General features: G+C 60.5%; 19 protein-coding genes and 4 pseudogenes. 13 read left to right on the top strand and 10 right to left on the bottom strand.

Annotation, left to right across the window (positions count from 1 at the left end; translation table 11 throughout):
- Positions 1 to 1073: 1073 nt before the first annotated feature.
- The 4 genes and pseudogenes from NLM33_RS34960 to NLM33_RS34975 form a co-directional block, all read left to right on the top strand.
- Positions 1074 to 1244, top strand: a pseudogene (locus tag NLM33_RS34960) (IS3 family transposase); the annotation flags it as partial.
- A gap of 135 nt (positions 1245 to 1379) precedes the next feature.
- Positions 1380 to 1775, top strand: coding sequence for an ISAs1 family transposase (locus tag NLM33_RS34965; protein ID WP_371930018.1), 396 nt, complete (start codon positions 1380 to 1382; stop codon positions 1773 to 1775).
- The gene (locus tag NLM33_RS34970) at positions 1748 to 2065 is read left to right on the top strand and encodes a hypothetical protein (protein ID WP_371930019.1); all 318 of its coding nucleotides are present in this window, start codon (positions 1748 to 1750) and stop codon (positions 2063 to 2065) included. The genes NLM33_RS34965 and NLM33_RS34970 overlap by 28 nt, the downstream gene beginning before the upstream one ends.
- A gap of 1235 nt (positions 2066 to 3300) precedes the next feature.
- Positions 3301 to 3696 carry a hypothetical protein gene (locus NLM33_RS34975; protein ID WP_254103055.1) on the top strand — a complete coding sequence of 132 codons (396 nt, stop codon included), beginning with the start codon at positions 3301 to 3303 and terminating at the stop codon, positions 3694 to 3696.
- Between the two features lie 231 nt (positions 3697 to 3927).
- Here the strand turns inward: NLM33_RS34975 and NLM33_RS34980 are convergent, their stop codons facing one another.
- From NLM33_RS34980 to NLM33_RS49785, 5 genes are all read right to left on the bottom strand, one after another.
- A complete protein-coding gene (locus NLM33_RS34980; protein ID WP_371930152.1) occupies positions 3928 to 4167 on the bottom strand; it encodes a type II toxin-antitoxin system RelE/ParE family toxin in 240 nt (79 codons plus the stop codon).
- A 51-nt stretch (positions 4168 to 4218) separates the two neighbouring features.
- A complete protein-coding gene (locus NLM33_RS34985; protein WP_254103056.1) occupies positions 4219 to 4494 on the bottom strand; it encodes a type II toxin-antitoxin system ParD family antitoxin in 276 nt (91 codons plus the stop codon).
- 92 nt (positions 4495 to 4586) lie between these two features.
- On the bottom strand, positions 4587 to 5075 hold the full coding sequence (locus tag NLM33_RS34990; protein WP_254103057.1) for a UPF0149 family protein: 489 nt from the start codon (positions 5073 to 5075) through the stop codon (positions 4587 to 4589).
- Positions 5076 to 5276: 201 nt separating this feature from the next.
- A complete protein-coding gene (locus tag NLM33_RS34995) occupies positions 5277 to 6098 on the bottom strand; it encodes a transposase (protein ID WP_254103058.1) in 822 nt (273 codons plus the stop codon).
- A gap of 38 nt (positions 6099 to 6136) precedes the next feature.
- The gene (locus NLM33_RS49785; RefSeq protein WP_371930020.1) at positions 6137 to 6292 is read right to left on the bottom strand and encodes a transposase; all 156 of its coding nucleotides are present in this window, start codon (positions 6290 to 6292) and stop codon (positions 6137 to 6139) included.
- On the opposite strand from NLM33_RS49785, the gene NLM33_RS49790 reads away from it, so the two are divergent.
- Positions 6293 to 6472, top strand: a complete 180-nt coding sequence (locus NLM33_RS49790) for a hypothetical protein (RefSeq protein ID WP_371930021.1) — start codon at positions 6293 to 6295, stop codon at positions 6470 to 6472.
- Here NLM33_RS49790 and NLM33_RS49795 read toward each other — a convergent pair.
- Positions 6433 to 6909: pseudogene (locus tag NLM33_RS49795) on the bottom strand (IS66 family transposase zinc-finger binding domain-containing protein); the annotation flags it as partial. The gene NLM33_RS49790 and the pseudogene NLM33_RS49795 overlap by 40 nt on opposite strands.
- Here NLM33_RS49795 and NLM33_RS35005 point away from each other — a divergent pair.
- The 3 genes from NLM33_RS35005 (at position 6824) to NLM33_RS35015 (ending at position 8859) form a co-directional block, all read left to right on the top strand.
- Positions 6824 to 7366, top strand: coding sequence for an AAA family ATPase (locus NLM33_RS35005; protein WP_254103060.1), 543 nt, complete (start codon positions 6824 to 6826; stop codon positions 7364 to 7366). The pseudogene NLM33_RS49795 and the gene NLM33_RS35005 sit on opposite strands and share 86 nt — an antisense overlap.
- Positions 7359 to 7880, top strand: a complete 522-nt coding sequence (locus tag NLM33_RS35010; RefSeq protein WP_254103061.1) for a hypothetical protein — start codon at positions 7359 to 7361, stop codon at positions 7878 to 7880. The genes NLM33_RS35005 and NLM33_RS35010 overlap by 8 nt, the downstream gene beginning before the upstream one ends.
- Positions 7881 to 8124: 244 nt before the next feature.
- Complete coding sequence (locus NLM33_RS35015) at positions 8125 to 8859, top strand: hypothetical protein (protein ID WP_254103062.1); 735 nt, start codon at positions 8125 to 8127, stop codon at positions 8857 to 8859.
- A 341-nt stretch (positions 8860 to 9200) separates the two neighbouring features.
- Here the strand turns inward: NLM33_RS35015 and NLM33_RS35020 are convergent, their stop codons facing one another.
- Both NLM33_RS35020 and NLM33_RS35025 read right to left on the bottom strand, forming a co-directional pair.
- Entirely contained in the window at positions 9201 to 10880 is a 1680-nt protein-coding gene (locus NLM33_RS35020; protein ID WP_254103063.1) for an outer membrane beta-barrel protein, read from the bottom strand.
- Positions 10881 to 11268: 388 nt separating this feature from the next.
- Positions 11269 to 11445 (bottom strand): hypothetical protein, encoded by a 177-nt coding sequence (locus tag NLM33_RS35025; RefSeq protein WP_254103064.1) that lies wholly within the window; start codon positions 11443 to 11445, stop codon positions 11269 to 11271.
- 277 nt (positions 11446 to 11722) lie between these two features.
- Here NLM33_RS35025 and NLM33_RS35030 point away from each other — a divergent pair, with 277 nt between their 5' ends.
- Both NLM33_RS35030 and NLM33_RS35035 read left to right on the top strand, forming a co-directional pair.
- Complete coding sequence (locus NLM33_RS35030; RefSeq protein WP_254103065.1) at positions 11723 to 12532, top strand: nodulate formation efficiency C protein; 810 nt, start codon at positions 11723 to 11725, stop codon at positions 12530 to 12532.
- A gap of 1095 nt (positions 12533 to 13627) precedes the next feature.
- Positions 13628 to 14757 (top strand): IS3 family transposase gene (locus tag NLM33_RS35035; RefSeq protein ID WP_254095161.1). Its coding sequence is split into 2 segments (ribosomal slippage): positions 13628 to 13880 and positions 13880 to 14757, totalling 1131 coding nucleotides; the frame shifts between segments, so codons are not numbered across the junction.
- Positions 14758 to 15107: 350 nt separating this feature from the next.
- Here NLM33_RS35035 and NLM33_RS35040 read toward each other — a convergent pair.
- Positions 15108 to 16238: pseudogene (locus NLM33_RS35040) on the bottom strand (IS630 family transposase).
- Between the two features lie 38 nt (positions 16239 to 16276).
- Between NLM33_RS35040 and NLM33_RS35045 the strand changes: the two are divergent.
- The 3 genes and pseudogenes from NLM33_RS35045 to NLM33_RS35055 form a co-directional block, all read left to right on the top strand.
- The gene (locus tag NLM33_RS35045; protein ID WP_254103066.1) at positions 16277 to 16594 is read left to right on the top strand and encodes a LexA family transcriptional regulator; all 318 of its coding nucleotides are present in this window, start codon (positions 16277 to 16279) and stop codon (positions 16592 to 16594) included.
- Between the two features lie 511 nt (positions 16595 to 17105).
- On the top strand, positions 17106 to 18368 hold the full coding sequence (gene ltrA / locus NLM33_RS35050; protein WP_254103067.1) for a group II intron reverse transcriptase/maturase: 1263 nt from the start codon (positions 17106 to 17108) through the stop codon (positions 18366 to 18368).
- 142 nt (positions 18369 to 18510) lie between these two features.
- Positions 18511 to 18925, top strand: a pseudogene (locus NLM33_RS35055) (transposase); the annotation flags it as partial.
- A gap of 329 nt (positions 18926 to 19254) precedes the next feature.
- Here NLM33_RS35055 and NLM33_RS35060 read toward each other — a convergent pair.
- Positions 19255 to 20373 carry an IS110 family transposase gene (locus NLM33_RS35060; RefSeq protein ID WP_254103068.1) on the bottom strand — a complete coding sequence of 373 codons (1119 nt, stop codon included), beginning with the start codon at positions 20371 to 20373 and terminating at the stop codon, positions 19255 to 19257.
- Positions 20374 to 20426 lie beyond the last annotated feature (53 nt).

Raw genomic sequence — 20426 nt, forward strand, 5'->3', positions numbered from 1 at the left:
GCCTGAATCGATTTCAGGCCTGCACTAGTAGTCATGAGCACAATCAAGACTGAGAGAACGCTGAGGCGATGTCGCCGCCATAAGCAGAAGCGATGTCGCCACTACAAGCAATCGCCAGTTGGCTGGAGTTGGTGATGATTTCATTGTTCGATTGGCGACAGAATCAGGGGCGGGGCAACTTCATGCACCGATAACGCGGAGACTGCGCTGTGCTGACGTCGCGTCGACCTGACCGACATCTCCAGGACAATAACGTGGGGGAAGCAGCCCATTGTTTTTCATTCAACGGAAGTCTTCCACTTCACATACAGCACCTGGGAATGATTGGCGCCTCTGCCAGCTGCCCACCATCAAATCTGCCAACATCCCAGATTCGGTGACGACATCTCGAATATTCGCCGGGGCACGCAACTCTATCAACTGGCGAGCAGCGCTGCGGATCACAGCGGTTGCGGTCTTCGCGTGGTCAGGCCCGAGCGGTTCCCGACCAGCGAAAGCCAGCGCTCCGGCGAGCAGAGCGCTCGTCAATCCGGCCGCTCCTGATGATTTAGACACAGATTACAGATCCGTTAACGCTCACTCATTCCCGGCCGGATATTGTCGCGTGACGGACTTGGACTTCCAAAGTGTCGAGTTGGGCTCGAACTACGCAGACGTTGTTTACAAGTTTGGCTGCGCCGGCACTCTCATGTCAAGCGAGATCCAGGAGGGCATCAAGTTTCACGTGTTTACGTGGAATGACGGGCAGGTCTTGGTGCTCTTCGCTAACGGAAGACTTCTGATCGCATCACAGTCCGGCTCCTAATGCGACATTATGTGATGTTGGCGAGCATTTTTTCTGCGCATTGGACGCAACCCGCAAAATGCAGGAGGCGGGTATCGTCGGATGCTCGACCTAGGTCAATGGCGTCATCATGCCTGGCCGGGCGTGCCTAACGCCGCGACAAGAGCTGCCGCTACTGTCGCTTGCGCCAGTCTTTCACGCATCCACTCCTACCTGCCACCGAAATGGGAGCGACGTGACTCGGTGCTTGGGGCGTCGCGTGCACGCAAGCGCTGTCCCTATCCCGCGCCGTTACGTCTCGATCAAGTACACCGAGCGCCTGGCTGGTATCGAGCCTTCCGTCGGCAGTATCGGAGATCCCTATAACAATGCGCTCGCCGAAAACATCAACGGTCTTTACAAGGCCAAGGTGATCCATCGGCGCGGGCCATGGCGCACCTTCGAGGCCGTCGAGTCCGCCCGAACGGTTCACCGGCGTCATTTCCGACGTGAAACAGCTCGCGCGTAAAGAGAATCCAGAGCGTTCTTTCTATTCGGCCCTCCAACTCCGGAGACAATCAAAAATTGAGGTGTTGCTCCTTCCCTGCTGCGATGATTGCAACTCGATCGCTCGCCCTTTGTCGCCTGGGTGGCGGCGTTGGTCAAGGTGAGCGCCGGCGTCATAGCCATCGGCGGCAAGACCTCACGCCGCTCGGGCTCGAAGAAGAACTCCAAGAAACCGATCCATATGGTTTCGGCCTTTGCCGCCCGGCAGCGGCTGGTGATGGGGCAAATCGCCGTCGCCGAGAAGTCCAACGAGATCGTCGCCATTCCGGCCCTGCTCGACATGATGGCCATCGAAGGTGCCATCGTCACCATCGACGCCATGGGCAGCCAGCGCCATCGCCAAGAAGATCAACGACGAGAAGGCCGACTACATCATCGCGCTCAAGGGCAATCAGGGAACTGCACGAGGACGTCAAGATGTTCGCCACCAAGCAGAAAGCCATAGACTTCAAGGATTCCGCACCATGCGCGAGACGGGCGGCAAAATCGAGCCGGAAATCCGGAAATCCGGAAATCCGCACTCTCCTCGTCGTCGGGGCAACAGCCGTCTTGCGAGTCGTCCGAAACGACGCTCAGGCGCAGCCGCGGCTGAAAGCGCTTCTCGCCATTCGGCCCTTCAAGGTTGCAGCGGTTGCGCAGGCCAACAAGACGGCGCGGACCATCTGGGCGCTTCTGAACAAGGGCGGAACCTATCGGCGTCCCGCACCACTGGCGATTGCCGCGGTCGCCGTCTGACGGAGGCAGTGACCGGCAAAACGAGCCGACCGGCGCAGGCCGGCAGAGGGCAAGGTGCAACAACAGGCGATGAACCCATGGGACGAAATCCCAAGACGAGTGAAGCTGCTGGCCCCACCGCGCTCAAGCGCGCATAGCTGATTTAGCTCTTCGTTCCGCGGATCTCATCAAGGCCAGCGGCCATTGCCGCGCGCAAAGGCCGGACATATGACCGCACCGTTCCAATGTGTGAAATCGACTGAAAAAGCTCTTGCCACGCTGGCCGTTCCACATATGGGCGCTGCTCGAGCAGGATGGCGCCGATGAAATGCAAACCGTCGCTCGCAGCAACGAGTGCCGGCCGCTTAAACTCTAACCCCTGAGGAGCCAGCCCCTCCTTTCCCGAGCCGCCTAATTAGCCTCAAATCATTTGACGACGGAGAACGGTTACGCCGCTTGTGCGGCGCCAGCAACCGGTCGGCTCTCTGTTGAGATGTTTCGTTGTCGTGCAACACCTCGAGGCTGCAGACGCGAGCGATCGCCACGGCGCGGCGCGAGATTCGCTGATGATTCATGGATTTTGCTTTTAGCTCTGATACCGGTAGCGGACTGGCTGCCGGGGTTCAGAAACCGCAATCGCGAACAGCCAATGTGCTCTTGGGGGGCGTGCCCCTTGGACATGGGCGCACCGTCTCACCGAACGGGGCTGTTAGAGCGCTGGCCCATTGATGGCCACTGATGCCATCTTGCTCGGGTTTCCTTGGGTTTCTGAGGCCCAACCCTAAGGTTGCATACAACCCAAGCGTTTGCAACAGTCATTTTCTACTCGAAGCGCGACGAAACCGCGCGCGCTCGTAAACGGTTCAAGGCTCGACGCTGACGGAAGACACGTTGGTCGATGAGGAATAGTTCGTGATCCCTTGGGTTTTCGTGCCCACGGTTGCGCTCGGCCTTACAAACCCGAATTGCTCAAGCTCCTCCCGAAAGCGCGGACAACGAACCTGCAAACCGTGCTGCCGTGGCTCTACTGCACTCACCGGATGCTGGCGCCAGCCGGCCAGGACGTCATTGATAATGGTTTCCCCGAAGAGATCCTTGTTGATGAACGGCCGAAGGGGTGGAGCGCCGCGTCCCACTCCTCTCCCATCTGATCCTGAATTTCCTCAGTGTTGTAGGGCCCCTAGGACATGCTGAGTGAGGGAGACACGAAGCCGGGCCGGGCCATCCTTCTGTCCAGCAACCAGGAGGCGGATGCCTTGTTCAACTTCGGCGACAAGCAAGCCGAGATCGTGCTGCACGCCACGCTCCACACGGACGGCGCCGACTCGCCCGACTTCGACGCCGCCCGCGACCAGACCGGCATCGGAGAAGAGGCTCGCGACGAGACCTTCAGCAAGCTGATCGAGAACGGCGTGCACTTCGGGGTGCCGACCTGGAGCTCCGAGGAGGGCGCCTCGGGTCCTCGACAACGTGCGTCGGAAATTTCTCGAGAAGCATGCACGGCTGATCGAGTTCGCGGCCGCGCTACGAAGGAAGCGCCCACTCGCCGGCCTCGCTCGGCGGGTTTCAGAATCTTCGCTGGCTTCGCTGTCTCATGCGCCAAAAAGTATTGCGTCGAGCGGGGCGCTATCGAAGGTAGAACGAGCTGCTGATTTTCGTCCGGCTTTCCTGTTTTCGATAGTGAGGTTAGAGGCGTGGCCTGTTGGCGTGCGTTTCCGATAGGTCAACTTTATGTGGGGGAAAGCCGATGTTTGGTCGAAAAGATCATGGAGATGCCCAGGCGCAGTTCGACTGCCATCGGCCGTTCGCAGGCGATGATCGAGGATTCTTCCGCATATTTGGTGCAGGTTTCTTTTGCCTTTCATCGAGCGCATTGTGCATTGTCATCCTTGTAGGTCGTCCTCAAAATTGCGCCCCGCATAGCCGATGGTAACGATTTCCACTTGAGTTTTCAGGACGCGGAAAGCGATCGTGACGCGACGTTCAAACCCGATTGTGCGCAGGCCGGGCAGAATATCGTCGCGACGCGTGCCACGCTTCGGGAACGTCGTGAGGGCCATGCAGGCTTCCTCGATACGATCGATGTAGCCGCCCGCAACTCTGTAGCCGGACCGCTCCGCGATGTACTCTAGAGGCCGACCAAGCCGGCTTCCGCTTCCGGACGGAAAACGACCTCAAGCGCCAGGCTTGGCGGCCTTCGTGTTTCTTGCATGGCGTGTGCGCAGGCGCTTGAACACGTCGGCTGCTGGGACGCTCGACCGGGGGTCCTTGATCGAGGCCTGGACCTTGGCGCGCAGGTAGTCGTCCAGTGCGGCATCCTGGCGGTCAAGGGCGCGTAGGGCCGAGCGCGTGACCTCGCTGGCCGACGCGTACTCGCCTGACTTCAGGCGGGCCTCAAGGCTTGCGATCTGCGGGCCGAGGGTAACGGTGATTGGCTTGCTGGTGCGCATATCAGTTCTTTCCTTCGCGTCCTTATACCACATTCTGTGACAGTGTCACACATCGTTCCTGATTGGGTGTGGCAGGAACCCCACGCCCGAGGCTACAGCCGTACTCCGGCGGCAAAGGTGACGGCGTGGCGTAACCGGTATGAGCTCCCACGTCCGCGATGATCAGCGGTCGCGTGTGTAGCGGATCGGCATCTAGTACTGGCGCAGCGCCTCGACGGCGCTGGGATATCGAGGTAGGCGTTACGGAGAAAATCCTCGGTTTCACGCCCGCTTCGTGGCGGTCCGAGCAGCGGACGGCCCTGATCGTCGCGACAGTGCAGCAGGATGGGCAGCAGCAGGCCGTGATTGACGTTGTTGGGGTCGAGCAACGGCGCCCACACCGACATCCTAAGCCGCATCGCGGCATAGAAACCCTCGCACCAGGGACGCGGATCGACGTCGCCATTGGGGGTGTGCCGGTGTATCGGCTCGAACCGATCGGGGGCGGTCGAGAGGGGGTTGCTGATGTCGTTGTGGCGCAGCGCGACGGCGGAGATCGCGGCGAACTCCGGCGTGCCCGCCATGGTTGAAAGCGTCGGCATCGATCGCGAGCTGCGGGCAGAGCCAATCGAGCGGGCTCATCGACACCGGTCCGGCTACGATCGCGGCGGCATAGCCGTCTAGCATGGGAATGCTGGTGGCGGCAGGATGGCGATCGACGCGAGCCTGGAGCCATCGCTCGAGTTCCGCAAGCGGCATCGCGGCTGACGCCATCGACGATGGTGCTTTATGGCGACGTGGGCTCATGCCGCCGCCTGCGGTGTGCGCCGGCGCGCCGCCTTCCAGTTCCAGGCGAGTAGCTCGTGCAGCTGATGGCTCTTGGTTCGCCCGGACACGATGCGCTCCAGCACATCGGTCAGGTAGGCCTGCGGGTCGAGCTCATGGAGTTTTGCAGTGTTCAAGAGCGATGCCAGGATCGCCCAGCTCTCGGCGTCGCCTTCGCTGCTGCTGAACAATGAGTTGCGTCTTCCCATCGCAATCGGGCGCATGGAACGCTCGACTGTGTTGCTGTCAACCTCGACATGGCCGTCGCGGAGAAACAGCGTCAAGCCGTCCCAGTGATTGAGTGCGTAGTTGATGGCCTCCGCCAGCTTCGATTGGGAGAGGAACTGGCCGACCATTGCGGTCAGGCGCGTCCTGAGCGCCTCCATCAATGGAGCGGACCTGGTGCGGCGGGTGGCCAGCCGCTGCTCGGCACTGCTGCCGCGGATCTCCGCTTCGATGGCATAGACCGCCTGCAGGCGCTCGATCACTTCGCGAGCGAACGGCGACTGGGTCGTCTTGTACACCTCAACGAATTTGCGTCGGCGTGGGCGAGACAAAAGGCGAGCTGGATTGCGCCGCCATGATCGCGGGCGAGCGCTTTGTAGGCGGCATAACCGTCGGACCTGCAGAATGCCGGAAAAGCCCGTCAACTGTCTGGCGATCTCCGCCGTGCCGCGGCCGTCGGCGAACACGTAGGCCACCGCCGGCGGCGAGGGGCCGCCCCATGACCGGTCATCCATGGCATGCGCCCAGAACTGGCAGATGCGCGGACGATGTCGTCCGGGATCGAGCACCGGCATCGGCGTCTCGTCGCAGAACACGCGCGGGGCAGCCTAGATCATCCGCAGCTGGAGCTCGTAGAGGCTCTTGAGCCACCAGGCGGCACGCTTGATCGAGCCGACGAGTGTCGCCGGTCAAGCTGGATGCCATGGCCGGCCAGGATCTGCACCTGCCGGTACAGCGGCAGATACCTGGCGAACTTCGAGACCACCACGTGTGGCTCACGAGTGCCGTCGAGGCCAAGCCGCTCTCAATCAGGCGCGGCAGTACCTTCGCCTGGATCACGCCATCGGTGCAGCGGCGGCAGCCGTACTTGGGACGGACCGTCCGCAGCACCCGCAGCATCGCCGGGATCACGTCCAGCACCTCGCTGACGTCCTCGCCAATCTTGTGAAGCCGGCCTTGGCAGCACGGGCACGCGGTCGCCTCCGGCTCTAGCACCTGCTCACAACGCGGCAGGTGCTTGGGCAGCGCACCGATGTTGCGGCGCGCCTTCTTGCGTGGTGGCTTGCCGTGCGGCTTTGCCGCAGCTGCATCGTCGTTGGCAGCTGTAGGCGGCGTGATGCCGGTCTCAAGATCGTCCAGCTCAAGCGCGAGCTGCTCGGCCACGAGCGCGGCAAGCCGCTCCGAGCGCTTCCCGAAGATCATGTCCTTGAACGTCTGCATTGCTACGCGCAGCTTCTCGTTCTCAGCGTCAAGCGCGAGCACCATCTCGGTCAGAGCTGCCGCCGCTCTCGGCCCCAATTTGGATCGGTACGAAGTTCGGCGCCTTGCCGACCACAGCCGCAACCTGGCGTCACCACACCGTGAGCAGCCCGCGGGCAACGCCATTGCGCCGCGCCACCTCAGAGATGTTCGCACGCTCCTCAAGGCTCTCGGCATCCGGGTCCTCGTGATCGATCCCTGGAATGAGATCGAGCACGCGCGCAAGCGCGAGGAGTCCACGCACGAGTACATCGGCCGCGCCATCCGCATGCTGAAGCGGTTCGGTCGCCGGTACGAGGTCGCGGTGATCGTGCTCGCCCATCCGACGAAGGACGTTTACGAGCGCGGCAAGCTGCGCACAGCGACGCTGTACGACATCGATGGCTCGGCGCACTGGTTCAACAAGCCCGACCATGGGCTGGTGATCGAGCGCGATCCCATCAAGGCCGAGACCATGGTGCACATCTCCAAGGTCCGCTTTGAGCAGACCGGCTATCGCGGCGCGATCCGGATGAGCTTCGATTCCGAGACGCAACAGTTCAGTCAACTTCAGGAAACCCAAGGGGAGCTGGCCTATGAGTGACGTGCTTCTGATCCGGCGCGAGCCGATGAAGTTCAATCCGCTGGAAGACCTGGTGCTGGAAGACGACGCCCCATCCACCTGGGACGGGCCGCATGTCGGCAAGCGGCTGACCGAGGCGATGCAGACCTTGCGGCTGCTGCCGATGCCTGGCGTCTGCGGCTACCGGCCTGGCTGGCCGCCCTACGTCTACGAGTTTGATGATCTGGTCGAGCAGCACAAGCAGGGCGAGCTGGAGCGGACCCAGCAGTTGCAGAACCGCACGCGGCTGTTGCCCTCCTATCGCGATGTGACGCGCATGGAGGCGGCGATCTGCTGGCCTGCCCAATACCTGGGGCGGCTCGCACACCTGGTCGCGGCCGTGAATGCCGTGGCGTTGGCGCACGCCCTGGAGCGCGATGCCGGATGGGTCGCGGCGAAGCGCGGCGGCTATGCCGACACCTGGCGGCAGCGCCACGACCAGGGCTGCGAGATCATCGCGCGCAGATTGCGCTACGAGCTGGTGCCGGTGTTCTGATGAAAGCGACGCTTCCAGCAAAGCTTGAGGACGGTAGGGTCCGGAGCGGCCCGCTCGCCAGCAAGGCAGCCTGGGGGCCTTATGGGGCTTTCTTCGTGCAAGGACCGGGCAGCTGCGAGCGGAAAATCATCGCCTCTGGCGGTGACGAGCCCGGCTGGGAGCACGTGTCGGTCTCGACCGAGCGCCGCCCGCCGAATTGGGCCGAGATGTGCTTCGTGAAAGATCTGTTCTGGGAGCCCGAGGAATGCGTGATACAGCTGCATCCGCCGCGCTCGGACTACATCAATTGCCATCCGCATTGCTTACATCTGTGGCGGCCAGTCCATCACGACATCCCGCGGCCACCGTCGATCTTGGTGGGGCCGCGATGATCGCCTTCGAAATTCCCCACGGCGCGGACCGCGAATATCTGATCATCTTCGGCGTGGCTGCGGTCTACATCGGCACCAGCCCGATTGGCGAGCCGTGCATTGTTGGCGCAACGCGCGATCTCAATCTGACCCTGCGCGGCATGCAGCGCAAATGGCTGCGGTCGGAAATCTCGTGCGCCTACTGGGTCAGGGACCGCGACATAGCCGACACAATCGCTGCCGAGGTCGATGGCCTGCTGCCGCGTGACCAGGACGGGCGGCTCGCGGTGCGCGGCGAGGTCGCAGCGTGGCAGATCGAGAGGGTCGCTCGCGATTGGCATGTCCCGCTGACAAATCACGATGCGGCGATGGCGCGCGTGAAATCAGCGGTCAGGCACGTCCAGGAGGTGATCGACGCTGCGAACGCGACCGGCCAGCTTGCCTGGTTCAACGCCGCCTATCGGGCCTGGCGTCTCGACGCGAAAAAAATCGGGTCCGGCATGAGCTACGCGGAAGCGCGGGCACGGCTGCGCAAGGCAGTCACCAAGCGGCTGATTACGTTAGACGTTCTCGATTGCAGCGAAACGCTGCTCCGGGAGATATTCCCTGCGCTGCAGGATGCTCGTTGAAAAACTTACGTTGAGGGCTTGAAAATTCGGGATCGTTCAGCGCGCGCAACCCCGCCCATATTCCTTGGCCGCGCGATCCATCCGCCGCCGATTGACGTTGAAGGCTGAGTCCAAGCCTGCGCCGTGATTGCAACACAGGTCCATGCCAACTCTATGCGCTCTCGGATCGAGGCCGTCGTTTTTTCTAGTTTGCGTCGTATCGGTGGAATCCAGCTTGTGGCTCGGATGAGGTTCCCCACATGCCAATTTACTCGGCGCCAAACTGGCGCCGGGGTCGGTGTCGATGTCAATACCAAAGCGTCAGGATGGCACTAACAGGCCCTGGATGTTGGCTAATCTTTTCAATCGAACCTATAGGACGCCTGAAAGAACGTACCCCAGCGCTCCATGCTGAATTTCGAAAACTGAGTTCCAGTGATTCCCACGCCAATACAGCCTGTGCATGTTGTTTTGCTGTCCTTGTTGGTCCACATTGCCCAGTAGCGCCCGCCGACGCCGACGCTGAAATTCTTGGTGATGAAGTAGGACAACACGCCTTCAATCTGGACGCCCCCGCCTCCATTCCCACGTTGTTCATCGAAGGTGGTTGTCGGGCGAAAGAGATGATGGTCACGCCCTCTGAAATCGATCCAGGGCAGATAAGCGACGTCCGTGCTCAAACGCCAACGCTCGGTGAGCATGGTTTCGGCGCTGAGGCCGAGCCGAGGTGCATTCCACTGAGTATTCTGGCTGCCAACGACCCTGTCGTCGCCGGGTGGCAAGCATCTCATCGCCGGGTTGGCGATCTGTACACACCCCCTCGAGTCGGAACTCTGTTCGTAGTAGGTCCAGCCGATAAATCCGCCGACCTTGTAGTTGGCGCCGCGCAAGAAATCGTAACCGGCATCGGCCGTGTAATAGGTGAACCTCCCGTTTGCCTGGCCGGATATATTGTTGACATAGGACAGCGGCCCCGTCCCCCCCGGAATGCCCCAATCTTCATTGTTTATGTTTCCTTTGTTGAAGCGTCCGAGGCCAATATTGCCCTTCAGGAATACTCCCCGCGGGCTGTCAACACGACCAAATGCTTCCCCGGAAAGCCCGTCGAGGCCGTGGTAGGTGAGCCTTGATATAAGAATGTTAGGATCTGTTGGCACAGCGCCAACGTTCCATTGGAATCGTCCGCGGCTGAGCCAAAGCCGCGGTCCGCCTTCAAACGACCAGCCGGCCGCGTAAGCAATCGGCGGCGTGCCGGCAGGCGCTTTCGCGTACAGCGGCGCATCGGACCATTGTGTCGCCCAAGGGGCGGCGCCAAAATGGTAGTTCAATCCGATCTTTCCGACGTGATAGTCGCTGGACAGGCTCGTTGTGTTCGCTGGCAGAATTGCGAACGGTGGATTTTGCACCGTCGGAGGGGTCGCGACACTCGGGCCGCGGACATGCAGATAGTCATACTCGACTTTGACCGACCATGCAGGGGTAAGCGCTTGCTCGACGCCTAGCCCGATGGTACCACCGACCCGGCCATAGTCGAAATGGGTTTTCCCCTGTGGCCCCCCGTTTTCAAAATTGTTGACGACGTCGCCGCGATTGTTTTGCCAGGCAACGCCTCCCTTGAGATAGGCCAGCGTGTGGCCCAGCGCGCCAAACGCGTAACCGACGCGACCGGTCCCGGTGGCAAAGACGTTGGGACCAGCCTGGCAGTTTGCGCTCACGACAAAGCCGGACGCCGCGAGGCAAGTATTTGTGCCCTCGGAGACAGCCCCGCTTGCATCGAGTTCGACGCCAAACACCCAGCCGTCCTTCTGCCAGTTGTAGCCGATCTGGCCGCCTGCGAGAAACACTGGGGTATCGACGACGCCCCCATAAATTGACGGACCGTACGGATTGCTGAAGGAGGTTCGGCCGTGGCCGTCGCCGACGTGCCCGCCAATATAGCCTCCCGACCAGTTCCACACGGCAGCAGGCAGTTTCACTTCTGGCGCAAGGTCTGCTGCATTCGCTGCACCCCTTGCAACGAGCCCAATTGTACCGGCTATCAAGAGAAGAACTCCAGATCGCATCCAACACTTCCCTGAATGTTCTCGGCCATAACCGAGCGTCCTTGTTGTCGCCAGCAAACCGTCGGGACGGCGGACCAGACGCTAGCAGCGACGCGCGCCAAGTCGTGAACCGAGCAAGTTATGTACCGAAGTGAATTTGCGGGTTATGGAGGCACTTCGTAGTGGCGTGTAGCGTGAAATTCCTGACATTGGTCTCAAGACCGACAGCCGGCGCAGCCAGTGTGCCCACAATGCGCTTGTCTCCCTCGACTACCGGGACCAAGCGCTCAAGATCGAACTGTTTGAATTGAACAAGGCCCGCGCCCGGCAAGAGCACGGCTGTTGATGCCTCACGGCTGCCGAGCTTGCACAGATGGCGGTGTTCGCCTTACCGAAGTTCAAGCTCTCTGATTGCAAGGGCCGCAATTTCAGCCGGGTCACGGACAACGGTTTGTGCAATCTTGATGATCGTCCTCGCGATCATCTCCGTTAGCGGATCGTCACCATCCTTCACGCAAAGGATATGGAGCGCTTGCTTGTAAGCCGCCGTGATGCGGCTGACCATTTCAGGCTCCATCGCGGCGTCTCGAACTAATCGTTGAATAATGCCCATCTCTCAACCGGAAATTCGGCATCGTCTCCCTCCCGCCTGAGACGAACCATGAACGCTTCCCCCGAACGGAGTTCACCGAGAGAAGCAATGCTACAGCGTGAAATTTAGTAGTTCATCGCCCGATGGGCGCTCCAGACGCCATCTACCAACCCTGATAGGTGCGTCTTGTGTGTCTTCGGAGATACGATGCGACGCGGATATAAGGGCTGACAGCGTGGGATAAGAGAAAATGACTGATAGACGTGGCCTTTGGTTCGGTCTCGGGCTCGGGGGCTGTGTCGGCCTTATGTTTTTGACCGGCGGGCTAGCCGGTAACGGCGGTGGCTTCCGTGCGGATGACAAGCCTTCAATCGACAAGGTTAGATCAACCTGGCGAGCGCAGGATGGTGAGACGGCGGAGGAAATCTTTGCCAAGGTCTCGACGGTAGCCCACTTCGTGCCCAGGGGATGGGAGGCTGGCCGAAAGACCGACACTGGCGAGCCCGTTGTCTTTTCATGGGCCAAACACCGGTCTGATAAAACGAAGGACGAACATACGGTCACTTGGGAGGTGGCACCCGATGGCACAATGAAACTTGTGGCTCCGTATACGAAACCGATGGAGTTAGGCTGGCAGGCGTTCGCACTCTCTCTTGTTTCTGACGAGGTGGCGAACGACGAAAAGCGCGCGAACCGTCGCTTTCTGCATGATCCCGCTAACTTCAATTTCGTGACGACCGCACAAGGCAAGCTGGGCGATCTGCTGCGGCGCGGTCGCTGCACTATTGGCGAGCCGGTTGGAGTGCACTACTCACCGCAAATAGACGGGCAGCAAAGCGCGGAGGGCGGCCTGTGGCGCGTCGAGCTTTCGGTCGGTTGTAATATTCCCGGACTTGGCGACGGAGTCATCATTTTCGAGAAACGCGAAGACCAAGATTGGGAACCGCAATCCTTCTTCGCCAAGTTTATCGCCACGTCCGCACCCGGCTCTTGGTTTGAGCTTGCAGACCCGAAAGAGCAGGAAGCATTCGAGCCGACCCGAAAGACAATGCCAAAATGAACGCAGAAATCAAGCTCACGGTGCGAGCCGTCGATCATGGACACCGAAGACGAACAGATCCCCGCTAGGCGGATACATGTCACCGCGCGCAGAGAGCCGGACGCGAGAGGATGTCATCCGATCGTTCGAAGCGAAGAAACTCTCGATGGAACACCAAGACGCTTCGCGCGAAAGATCGGCTGGCGTCATCAAAGCGGCAGAGTGTCAAGCACGAGTCGCGCCGAACCGCGTCGCTGCTTGCCTCAATTGCGGCGGGGATGCGGTAGAGCGTCTGATCCATGCCCCAAGCTGACCGGCACCAAGTCGCGCCCGGTGGCAGCTATAGCAGGGAAGATCGAAGATCAGCTTGCGCGCAAAGCGCGAGGTCGCATCAGCGCTGGCCGAGCGTTATCGGACGGGCGGTCGGTCGGCTCGAGAAGGGGCGGATGACGAGCTTTGCGCCGTCACGGTATGGCATCGCAAGCATGGCTATCCGGGCATCATCGGTGGACAGGTCATCGGAATCGGCCCGATCGCGGCTGTGGCACACGCGCAGACAGGAGGCACCGCGGGGTGACTCGGCGCCTTTGGTAGCGAAACCCCGACGCTGTCCCTAATACGCCCGCGCTGCCAGCGGCTTTGACTCGGCGCTCGCTTAGTGGCCCGCTTGAAAGCGCTATTCCCACCACGCGCCGCAAAAATTCGTGGCCAGCCTTCGCCCTTGGATTGGCAAGGCTGACCACCTCGGCCCCCCGGCGCTTGGGGTGGTGCGCAATCCGCGGGGCGCCGCCAAGTTGTATCGCGGAGTGAAGACTGCAAGGCACTTACCTGGATTGGTGGCCGCCTAATCCAACCATTGGTCTATGCTGGTGCTTCAGGACTTGCACATTTAGGGCACATTTAGGAGAGACTAGAATGGCTAAACGCGCACGCATTCGCTGCGTCAACAAGACGGAGAGAACGAACCCTCGCGAAAGAATCACCCATGTTGGGGGAGCAAACCCCAAAGGGACGCCGTGGAAGCGATCAGAGCTGGCTCCGCAAATTCGGACAGTAGCTTGAGTGGATTTTCTGCCTGAGAGCGGCGAGGCTTCTTGCCGCGAATCAGGAGCGAAGATGACGAAGAGGAGTCGCCGGACGCATTCTCCGGCATTCAAGGCAAAGGTGGCTTTGGCGGCCGTGAAGGGGGAGAAGACGTTGGCCGAGCTGGCGCAATTGTTTGATGTCCATCCGAACCAGATCACGACCTGGAAGACCCAACTCCTGGAAGGCGCCGCCGGAGTGTTTGGGCAGGACAACGGACCGGCCGAGGCGCCGGTCGATTTGAAGGCGTTACATGCCAAGATCGGCGAGCTTGCGTTGGAGAACGATTTTTTGTCCGGCGCGCTCACCAAGGCGGGCCTGCTGAGCGCAAAGCGATGATCGACCGCGACCATGATCTGTCTGTCGTGCGCCAGGCGAAGGTCCTGAACCTTGCCCGCAGTACGGTTTACTATGAACCTCGGCCGGTTTCGGCCGAGGACCTTGTCTTGATGCGCCGGCTCGATGAGCTGCACCTCGATTATCCCTTCGCAGGGGCGCGCATGCTGCGATCGCTGTTGCAGCGTGAGGGCATGCAGATTGGCCGCCGCCACGTCGCGACGCTGATGAAGCGCATGGGGATCGAGGCGATCTATCGCCGTCCGAACACGAGCAAGCCCGCACCGGGCCACAAGATCTACCCGTACCTATTGCGCGGATTGAAGATCGAGCGGCCGAACCAGGTCTGGGCAATGGACATCAGCTACATTCCGATGCGACGTGGATTCGTCTACCTCGCGGCGGTCGTCGATGTGTTCAGCCGACGGGTGTTGGTCCATCGCGTATCGATCACGATGGAGACGATATTCTGCGTCGAAGCGCTCCAGGAGGCGTTGGCGAAGCACGGCAGGCCCGAGATCTTCAACACGGATCAGGGTAGCCAGTTCACCAGCCTCGACTTCACCGGCGTGCTGCTGGACGCGAACATCGCCATCAGCATGGACGGCAAGGGTGCCTGGCGCGACAACGTGTTCGTCGAGCGGCTGTGGCGCACTGTCAAATACGAGGAAGTCTATCTGCGTGCTTACGACAGCGTGCTCGAGGCGCGAGCATCGATTTCCAAATATCTGGCGTTCTACAACCGAGGACGTCCTCACTCGAGCCTTGACGAACGCACGCCCGACGAGGCTTACTTCGGCGCGCAAACGATGGTGACGGCCGCATGATCGTCGCCAACGATTTTGCTGCGGCTCTGGTCGGGCTTACGCCCTCCCGACGCCACAGCAAAATCGTAAAGCCCCGCCTTCAGCATAACCCGGCAGGAATCCACTTAATTTTCGCGGGGCGCTGTCCAAACAACCGGGGCCAGCTCTATCCATCGATCAGGCTATCAAAGATATCGAGAGCGACGAATGGGAGTTCTATGTCGAAGAAAACGGCCGCAGGGTTGATGTGGTGTGGGCCACGCACGAGGGGCACAAGTACGTTAAGACGGAAGGCGGACGACGTTCAACCCAACAATCTTCTTCTGCTCGCTAACTGTCCGTGACATCGCGTCAGCTCAGCTAGTGGTTCATCACTGTGGTTTTGACTCTTTGGGGGCAACCGGATAGGCGCGGTTGCGTTTGGCGCGAGCTTTGTCGGTTGTGAACATCCATTTGATGCGGTCTCGGACTTTGTTTCGCTGCCGTTGCCATGCTGCGATCTCTTTTCGAAGCCTTTTGGGATCGTCGATGCGACGGCCGAGACACTGGCGCTGCAGCACGCTGATCTCGCACTCGACCATATTGAGCCAGCTGGCGTGTTTCGGGGTATAGTGGAACTCGAGGCGGCGCAGGATGCGACGGGCCGCCTCCGCAGGCGCAAATGCCTGATATAGCGCGCCGGCGGTATGGATCGACAGATTGTCCTGCACGACCCGGATGCAGGCGGCATCGGGATAATGGACGTCGACGAGCTCACGCATGCAGTGGGCGTAGTCTACGGCGGCGCGGCGCTCGGTGACCTGGACGTTGCGCCAGCCACGATGCGGATCGAAGGTGACGAAGAGATTGACGGTACCGTTGCGGCGATATTCGTAATCGGATCGCTCTCTGTCCCGGTTGGGCAGGGATCGGCTGGCGCACCTCGCCGATCAGCTGGACGGGGGGGGCTCGTCGAGGCAAACCAACGGCCGGTCCGGATCCGGCGTCTCGGCGTAGAGATCGAGCACGTCCTCCATGCGGGCGACGTATTCGCCGTCGACCTGGGAATGCACCGCATGTCCCTGCGCCAGGGCTTGAGATCGTTCTCGGTGAGCCGGCGGCGCACGGTTTCGCCCGACAGGCTGTCGTGATCGGTGAGCTTGACCATCGTGTCGGCCAGCAGTGTCAGCGTCCAGCGTTTGCGGCCAGCTGGCGGCTTGGCGCATGCGGTCGCCACCAGCAGGGCCTCCTGCTTGCCGGTCAGCTTGCGCTCAGCGCCCGGACGCGGCTCCTCGCTCAAGGCCCGCTCCAGATTGCCTTCCACGAAGCGGCGCTTGATCCGGCCGACAGTGGAGAGGCTGACCCGGACGGTTCGGGCAATCTCTGCGTCAGAACTGTCCCCATCGGCCGCCAGCAATCTGAGCCCGTTTGAGTTTGCGGGCGGCATGCTTGCCGCCGCCGAGCATCGCCGTCAGTTCGTCCCGTTCGACTTGGCTCAATTCCACCCGATAACGTACATTCACGCTTCGCCTCCTTGTCGGAGGCCGGGACGAATCCAGCTATGAGTCAAAAATCAGGCGTGCACTTCCCCGAGAAACAGGGGCACTATCTCGCTTTCATCCATACCTATTCGTACATGTTCGGACAGCCGCCCGCCGAGGCCGACATCCAGCGCCACTTCCGCGTCAGCCCACCGTCAGTTCACCAGATGATCGTCACCCTCGAACGCAACGGGTTCATTCGTCGCAAGCCTGGCGTCGCACGAAGCATCGAGATCCTCTTGCCACCCGAAAACTTGCCCATCCTCCAATGGCTCGGCATCAAAACGTCAAAATCACGTGTGCTGCAGAAGTTGACGAACGAGGAGAAGTTGAAATGACTTAGCCTAATTGAAGACGAGCTGTGCGATTGATGAGGGTAGGCCCCTCGGGATCGGCTTTCAGGAGCGGGTCTCAAACCACTTCAAGCTGCTGCGGCCAAAATCCGTGGTGGTGAGCGTTGAAGACAAAGCGCGGGGAAGACCCCGCGCAGGTATGTGTCCGGGAGACGAATGAAAATGAACCCTTCGATCACGCGTCGTTATACTTTCAAGTACCGTCAAAACCAGGGGTGGTGATTCTCCTGCGATAAACCTGTCGGAGGCCTGATGACTGGACAGGTGGCGGTCGGCGTAAAGGGGGCGTGAACCGGATACAGGCGATTGCACGGAACTGCAGGAACCAGTTCTCCGATGCCAAGGGAGAAGCACAAGCGGCCAAAACCGCGAGGCGAGAGTACCGATGCGGATAACTGGGGCGGACCGACCCGTACGAGCGTTGAAAGTCTGTAATGGGACTGGAGCAAAGGGGTCGGGTCAGGCGGTGGCATTCACCGAAACAACTGGAAACAGGATGAACTCGACGAATGCGACAAACAAACCGTTCAACATCGAGAAACGTCTCGTGTACGAGGCGTACAAAGCGGTCAAATCCAACAAGGGCGCGGCCGGAGTGGACAAGCAGACGATCGACGAATTTGAGAAGGCTCTGTCAGGAAATCTGTATAAGATCTGGAATCGAATGAGTTCGGGAAGCTACTTTCCCCCACCGGTGCTCGCCGTCTCCATTCCGAAGAAGACTGGAGGCGAACGGATTTTAGGTGTGCCCACTGTGAGCGACAGAATCGCGCAGATGGTGGTCAAGCAGGTCATTGAGCCGATTCTAGAACCAATCTTTCTTCCAGACTCCTACGGGTACAGGCCGAACAAATCGGCGCTGGATGCTGTAGGGGTCACGCGACAGCGGTCCTGGAAGTATGACTGGGTGTTAGAGTTTGACATCAAGGGTCTGTTCGACAACATCGACCACGATTTGATGCTCCGGGCTGTCCGGAAACACATAACGTGCAACTGGGCTGTGTTGTACATCGAAAGATGGCTCAAGGCGCCCATGATGAAGGAAGACGGAGCCATCATCGAGCGAAGCCGCGGTACCCCGCAAGGGGGAGTGGTCAGCCCGACTCTGGCGAATCTTTTTCTCCATTACGCGTTTGATCTCTGGATGACGAGGACGCACCCCGACCTCCCGTGGTGCCGTTATGCAGATGATGGACTGGTGCACTGCCGTACCGAGCTAGAAGCAGAAACCCTCAAGGTTGAGCTTCAAGCCCGGTTGGCAGAGTGCCATCTGGAGATGCATCCAACGAAAACCAAGATCGTCTACTGCAGAGATGGGAATCGCAAAGGCAACTACCCGAATGTCAGCTTTGACTTCCTCGGATTTTGCTTTCGCTCCCGTCAGGTAATGAATTCCCGAACCAACTCGCTGTTTGGAGGATTTACTCCAGCAGTCAGTCCATCGGCAATGAAGACCATGCGGGAAACGATTCGGGCCTTGAACTTGCGCCGGCAGACACACCTGTCCTTGCAGGACCTAGCCTCAGAGATCAATCCTCTCCTCAGGGGATGGATTGCATACTATGGGCGCTATACTCGGTCGGCACTGTATCCCTTCCTTCGATACGTCAATCAGACGCTCGTGGCGTGGGCGGTGCGGAAGTTCAAGCGCTTCCGCCGCACTAAAGCTGGTGCGAGTCAGTTCTTCCTAAGACTCGTCAAGGAAAGTGCGGAACTCTTTGTGCACTGGCGACTCGGTATGACTGGGACGTTTGCCTGATGGGAGCCGGATGACGGGAGACTGTCATGTCCGGTTCTGCGAGAGCCCCGGGGTGAAATTCCGCGGGGCTACTCCCCTGTGATGAACTAAGCACTACCTTGGCAGATTTTGAGCGACACGGGATTCCCAAATCAGTTTTTCTGTGACTCATGGGTGGTCGGCTTTTGGAGGGGCCGACGATGGGTGGCATGGCATCGGATTGGAAGGAGGAGCTTGGACGCCTTCTCAAGCCGTTTCTGGCTCGATTGGGTTACAAGGCGCGGCGACGGATGTGTCCGCTCTACGTGTCGGGGCTGATCGGTCCTGGCGATCGCAAGAGCATTCAGCCGATGGCCGAGCGGCTTGCGCTTGGTGACTACGATCAATTGCACCACTTCATTGCCGACGGTGTCTGGGATGCGGGGCCGCTGGAGCTAGAATTGCTTGCTCAGGCGGATAGGCTCGTCGGCGGCCACAATGCCGTGCTGGTGATCGATGACACCGCGCTTCCCAAGAAGGGAACCCATTCGGTGGGTGTTGCTCCACAATATGCGTCGGCATTAGGCAAGACCGCCAACTCTGATGTTCGTTGTCCAGGGTCATCGGCATGAGAGTGCGATCTCCGTTTATGCCGGAGTTGCCAATTGGATGATTGCTGCGCAGCGCAGGAGGCAGAGCCGCTGAGACGACGGTTTGCAGACTCTGATACGCGGGTTGGATACCGCATTTCCGTTTGTTCGTCCGGGGCTGCCTCGATCTGCCAGCGGGCATCGACAATGTCGGCCACACAATTGGTGCGAGAGTTCCCCAACCGGGGCTCTGCCCCCAGCGATGCGCAACAATGATGTCGCTCCTGAGAGTTCTCCTGTTGAGGTGGAAGGGAAGCGGTGGCTAATTCGGCAAGCGATCAGGTTGCGCTGTGCGGCTCCACCTCTCGGCCGATAGCCCAGAGGAAGGCGGCCATTTCCCGGGCGATGGCCACGGTGACGACTGCCTGGCGTTTGCCACGTGCCATCAGCTTGCGATAGCGAGCGCAGAGTCTGACTTGGGCTTTCCAGGCGATGTTGCACACCGCTTTCGTCAGGCCGGCCTGCCGCTCCTGCAGCAGACGGCTCATCCGGGCGGGAAAACGGTAAGTCCAGGCGCCCTCAATGAGCACGCGGCGCGCCCGGCCATTACCAGCTTTGGTGATGCCGCCGCGCCGGATGCGTTCCCCGGTGGAGTTTTCGCAGGGCACCAGGCCGAGATACGCCATCAGTTGGCGCGGGCTGTCGAAGCGACGCACGTCGCCGATTTCGGTGACGAAGGTGACCGCGGTCAGGAAGGCGACGCCGCGTAGCGCCTGGTAGGCTGCGATCACTGGAGCCATGGACCATGAGCTCACCGCCTCGGCAACTTGTTCGTCCAGGCGCTTGAGCCGGATCTCGGCGGCCTCGATCGCTTGGCGATACTCAGCCAGCACGAGATACTGCGCCGGATGCTCGAAGCGTTGCTCGCATAGCCATCGTGTATGCGCCTTGGTCCACCCTTGACGGCCGGTGAAGACCCGGCCGTGACGCAGCAGGAAGGACTGCAAGTGCTGACGGGCCCGCCGCAGATCTTCCATCGCGGCTTCTCGGGCACGCACCAGTTCTCGCACCGCCTCGTGCTCCGGATCCGGTACCCAGACTGCGGTCAGCTCTCCCGCACGATGCAGCTTGGCCAGGGTCAGCGCATCACGACGGTTGGTCTTGACCCGTTCTCCAGGCCGCTTTGGGATCAGTGATGGCGCAACCACGATGCAGTCGTAGCCAAGCCGTGTGATCTGACGATGGAGACCGTAGCCGGTTGGGCCGGCTTCGTAGCAAAAGGCGAGGTCCCGGTGCCTTTTGGCGAGCTTCGTAACCAGTCGCTCCACCGCATCAGGTGCGCTATCGATCTCACCGGTGAAGCGCACGTCGCCATCGCGTCCCGCCTCGGCCACGGCTGCCGAGATCTTTAGCTTCGATGTATCCAGTCCCACGTAGATTTTGCTATCCTGCCGCACGGCTCGTCCTCCTATGCGAGAGGCTCGGTGCCGGCCCACCCGGCGCAACCCTC

It is taken from the genome of Bradyrhizobium sp. CCGUVB1N3, assembly GCF_024199925.1.
Lineage (GTDB): Bacteria > Pseudomonadota > Alphaproteobacteria > Rhizobiales > Xanthobacteraceae > Bradyrhizobium.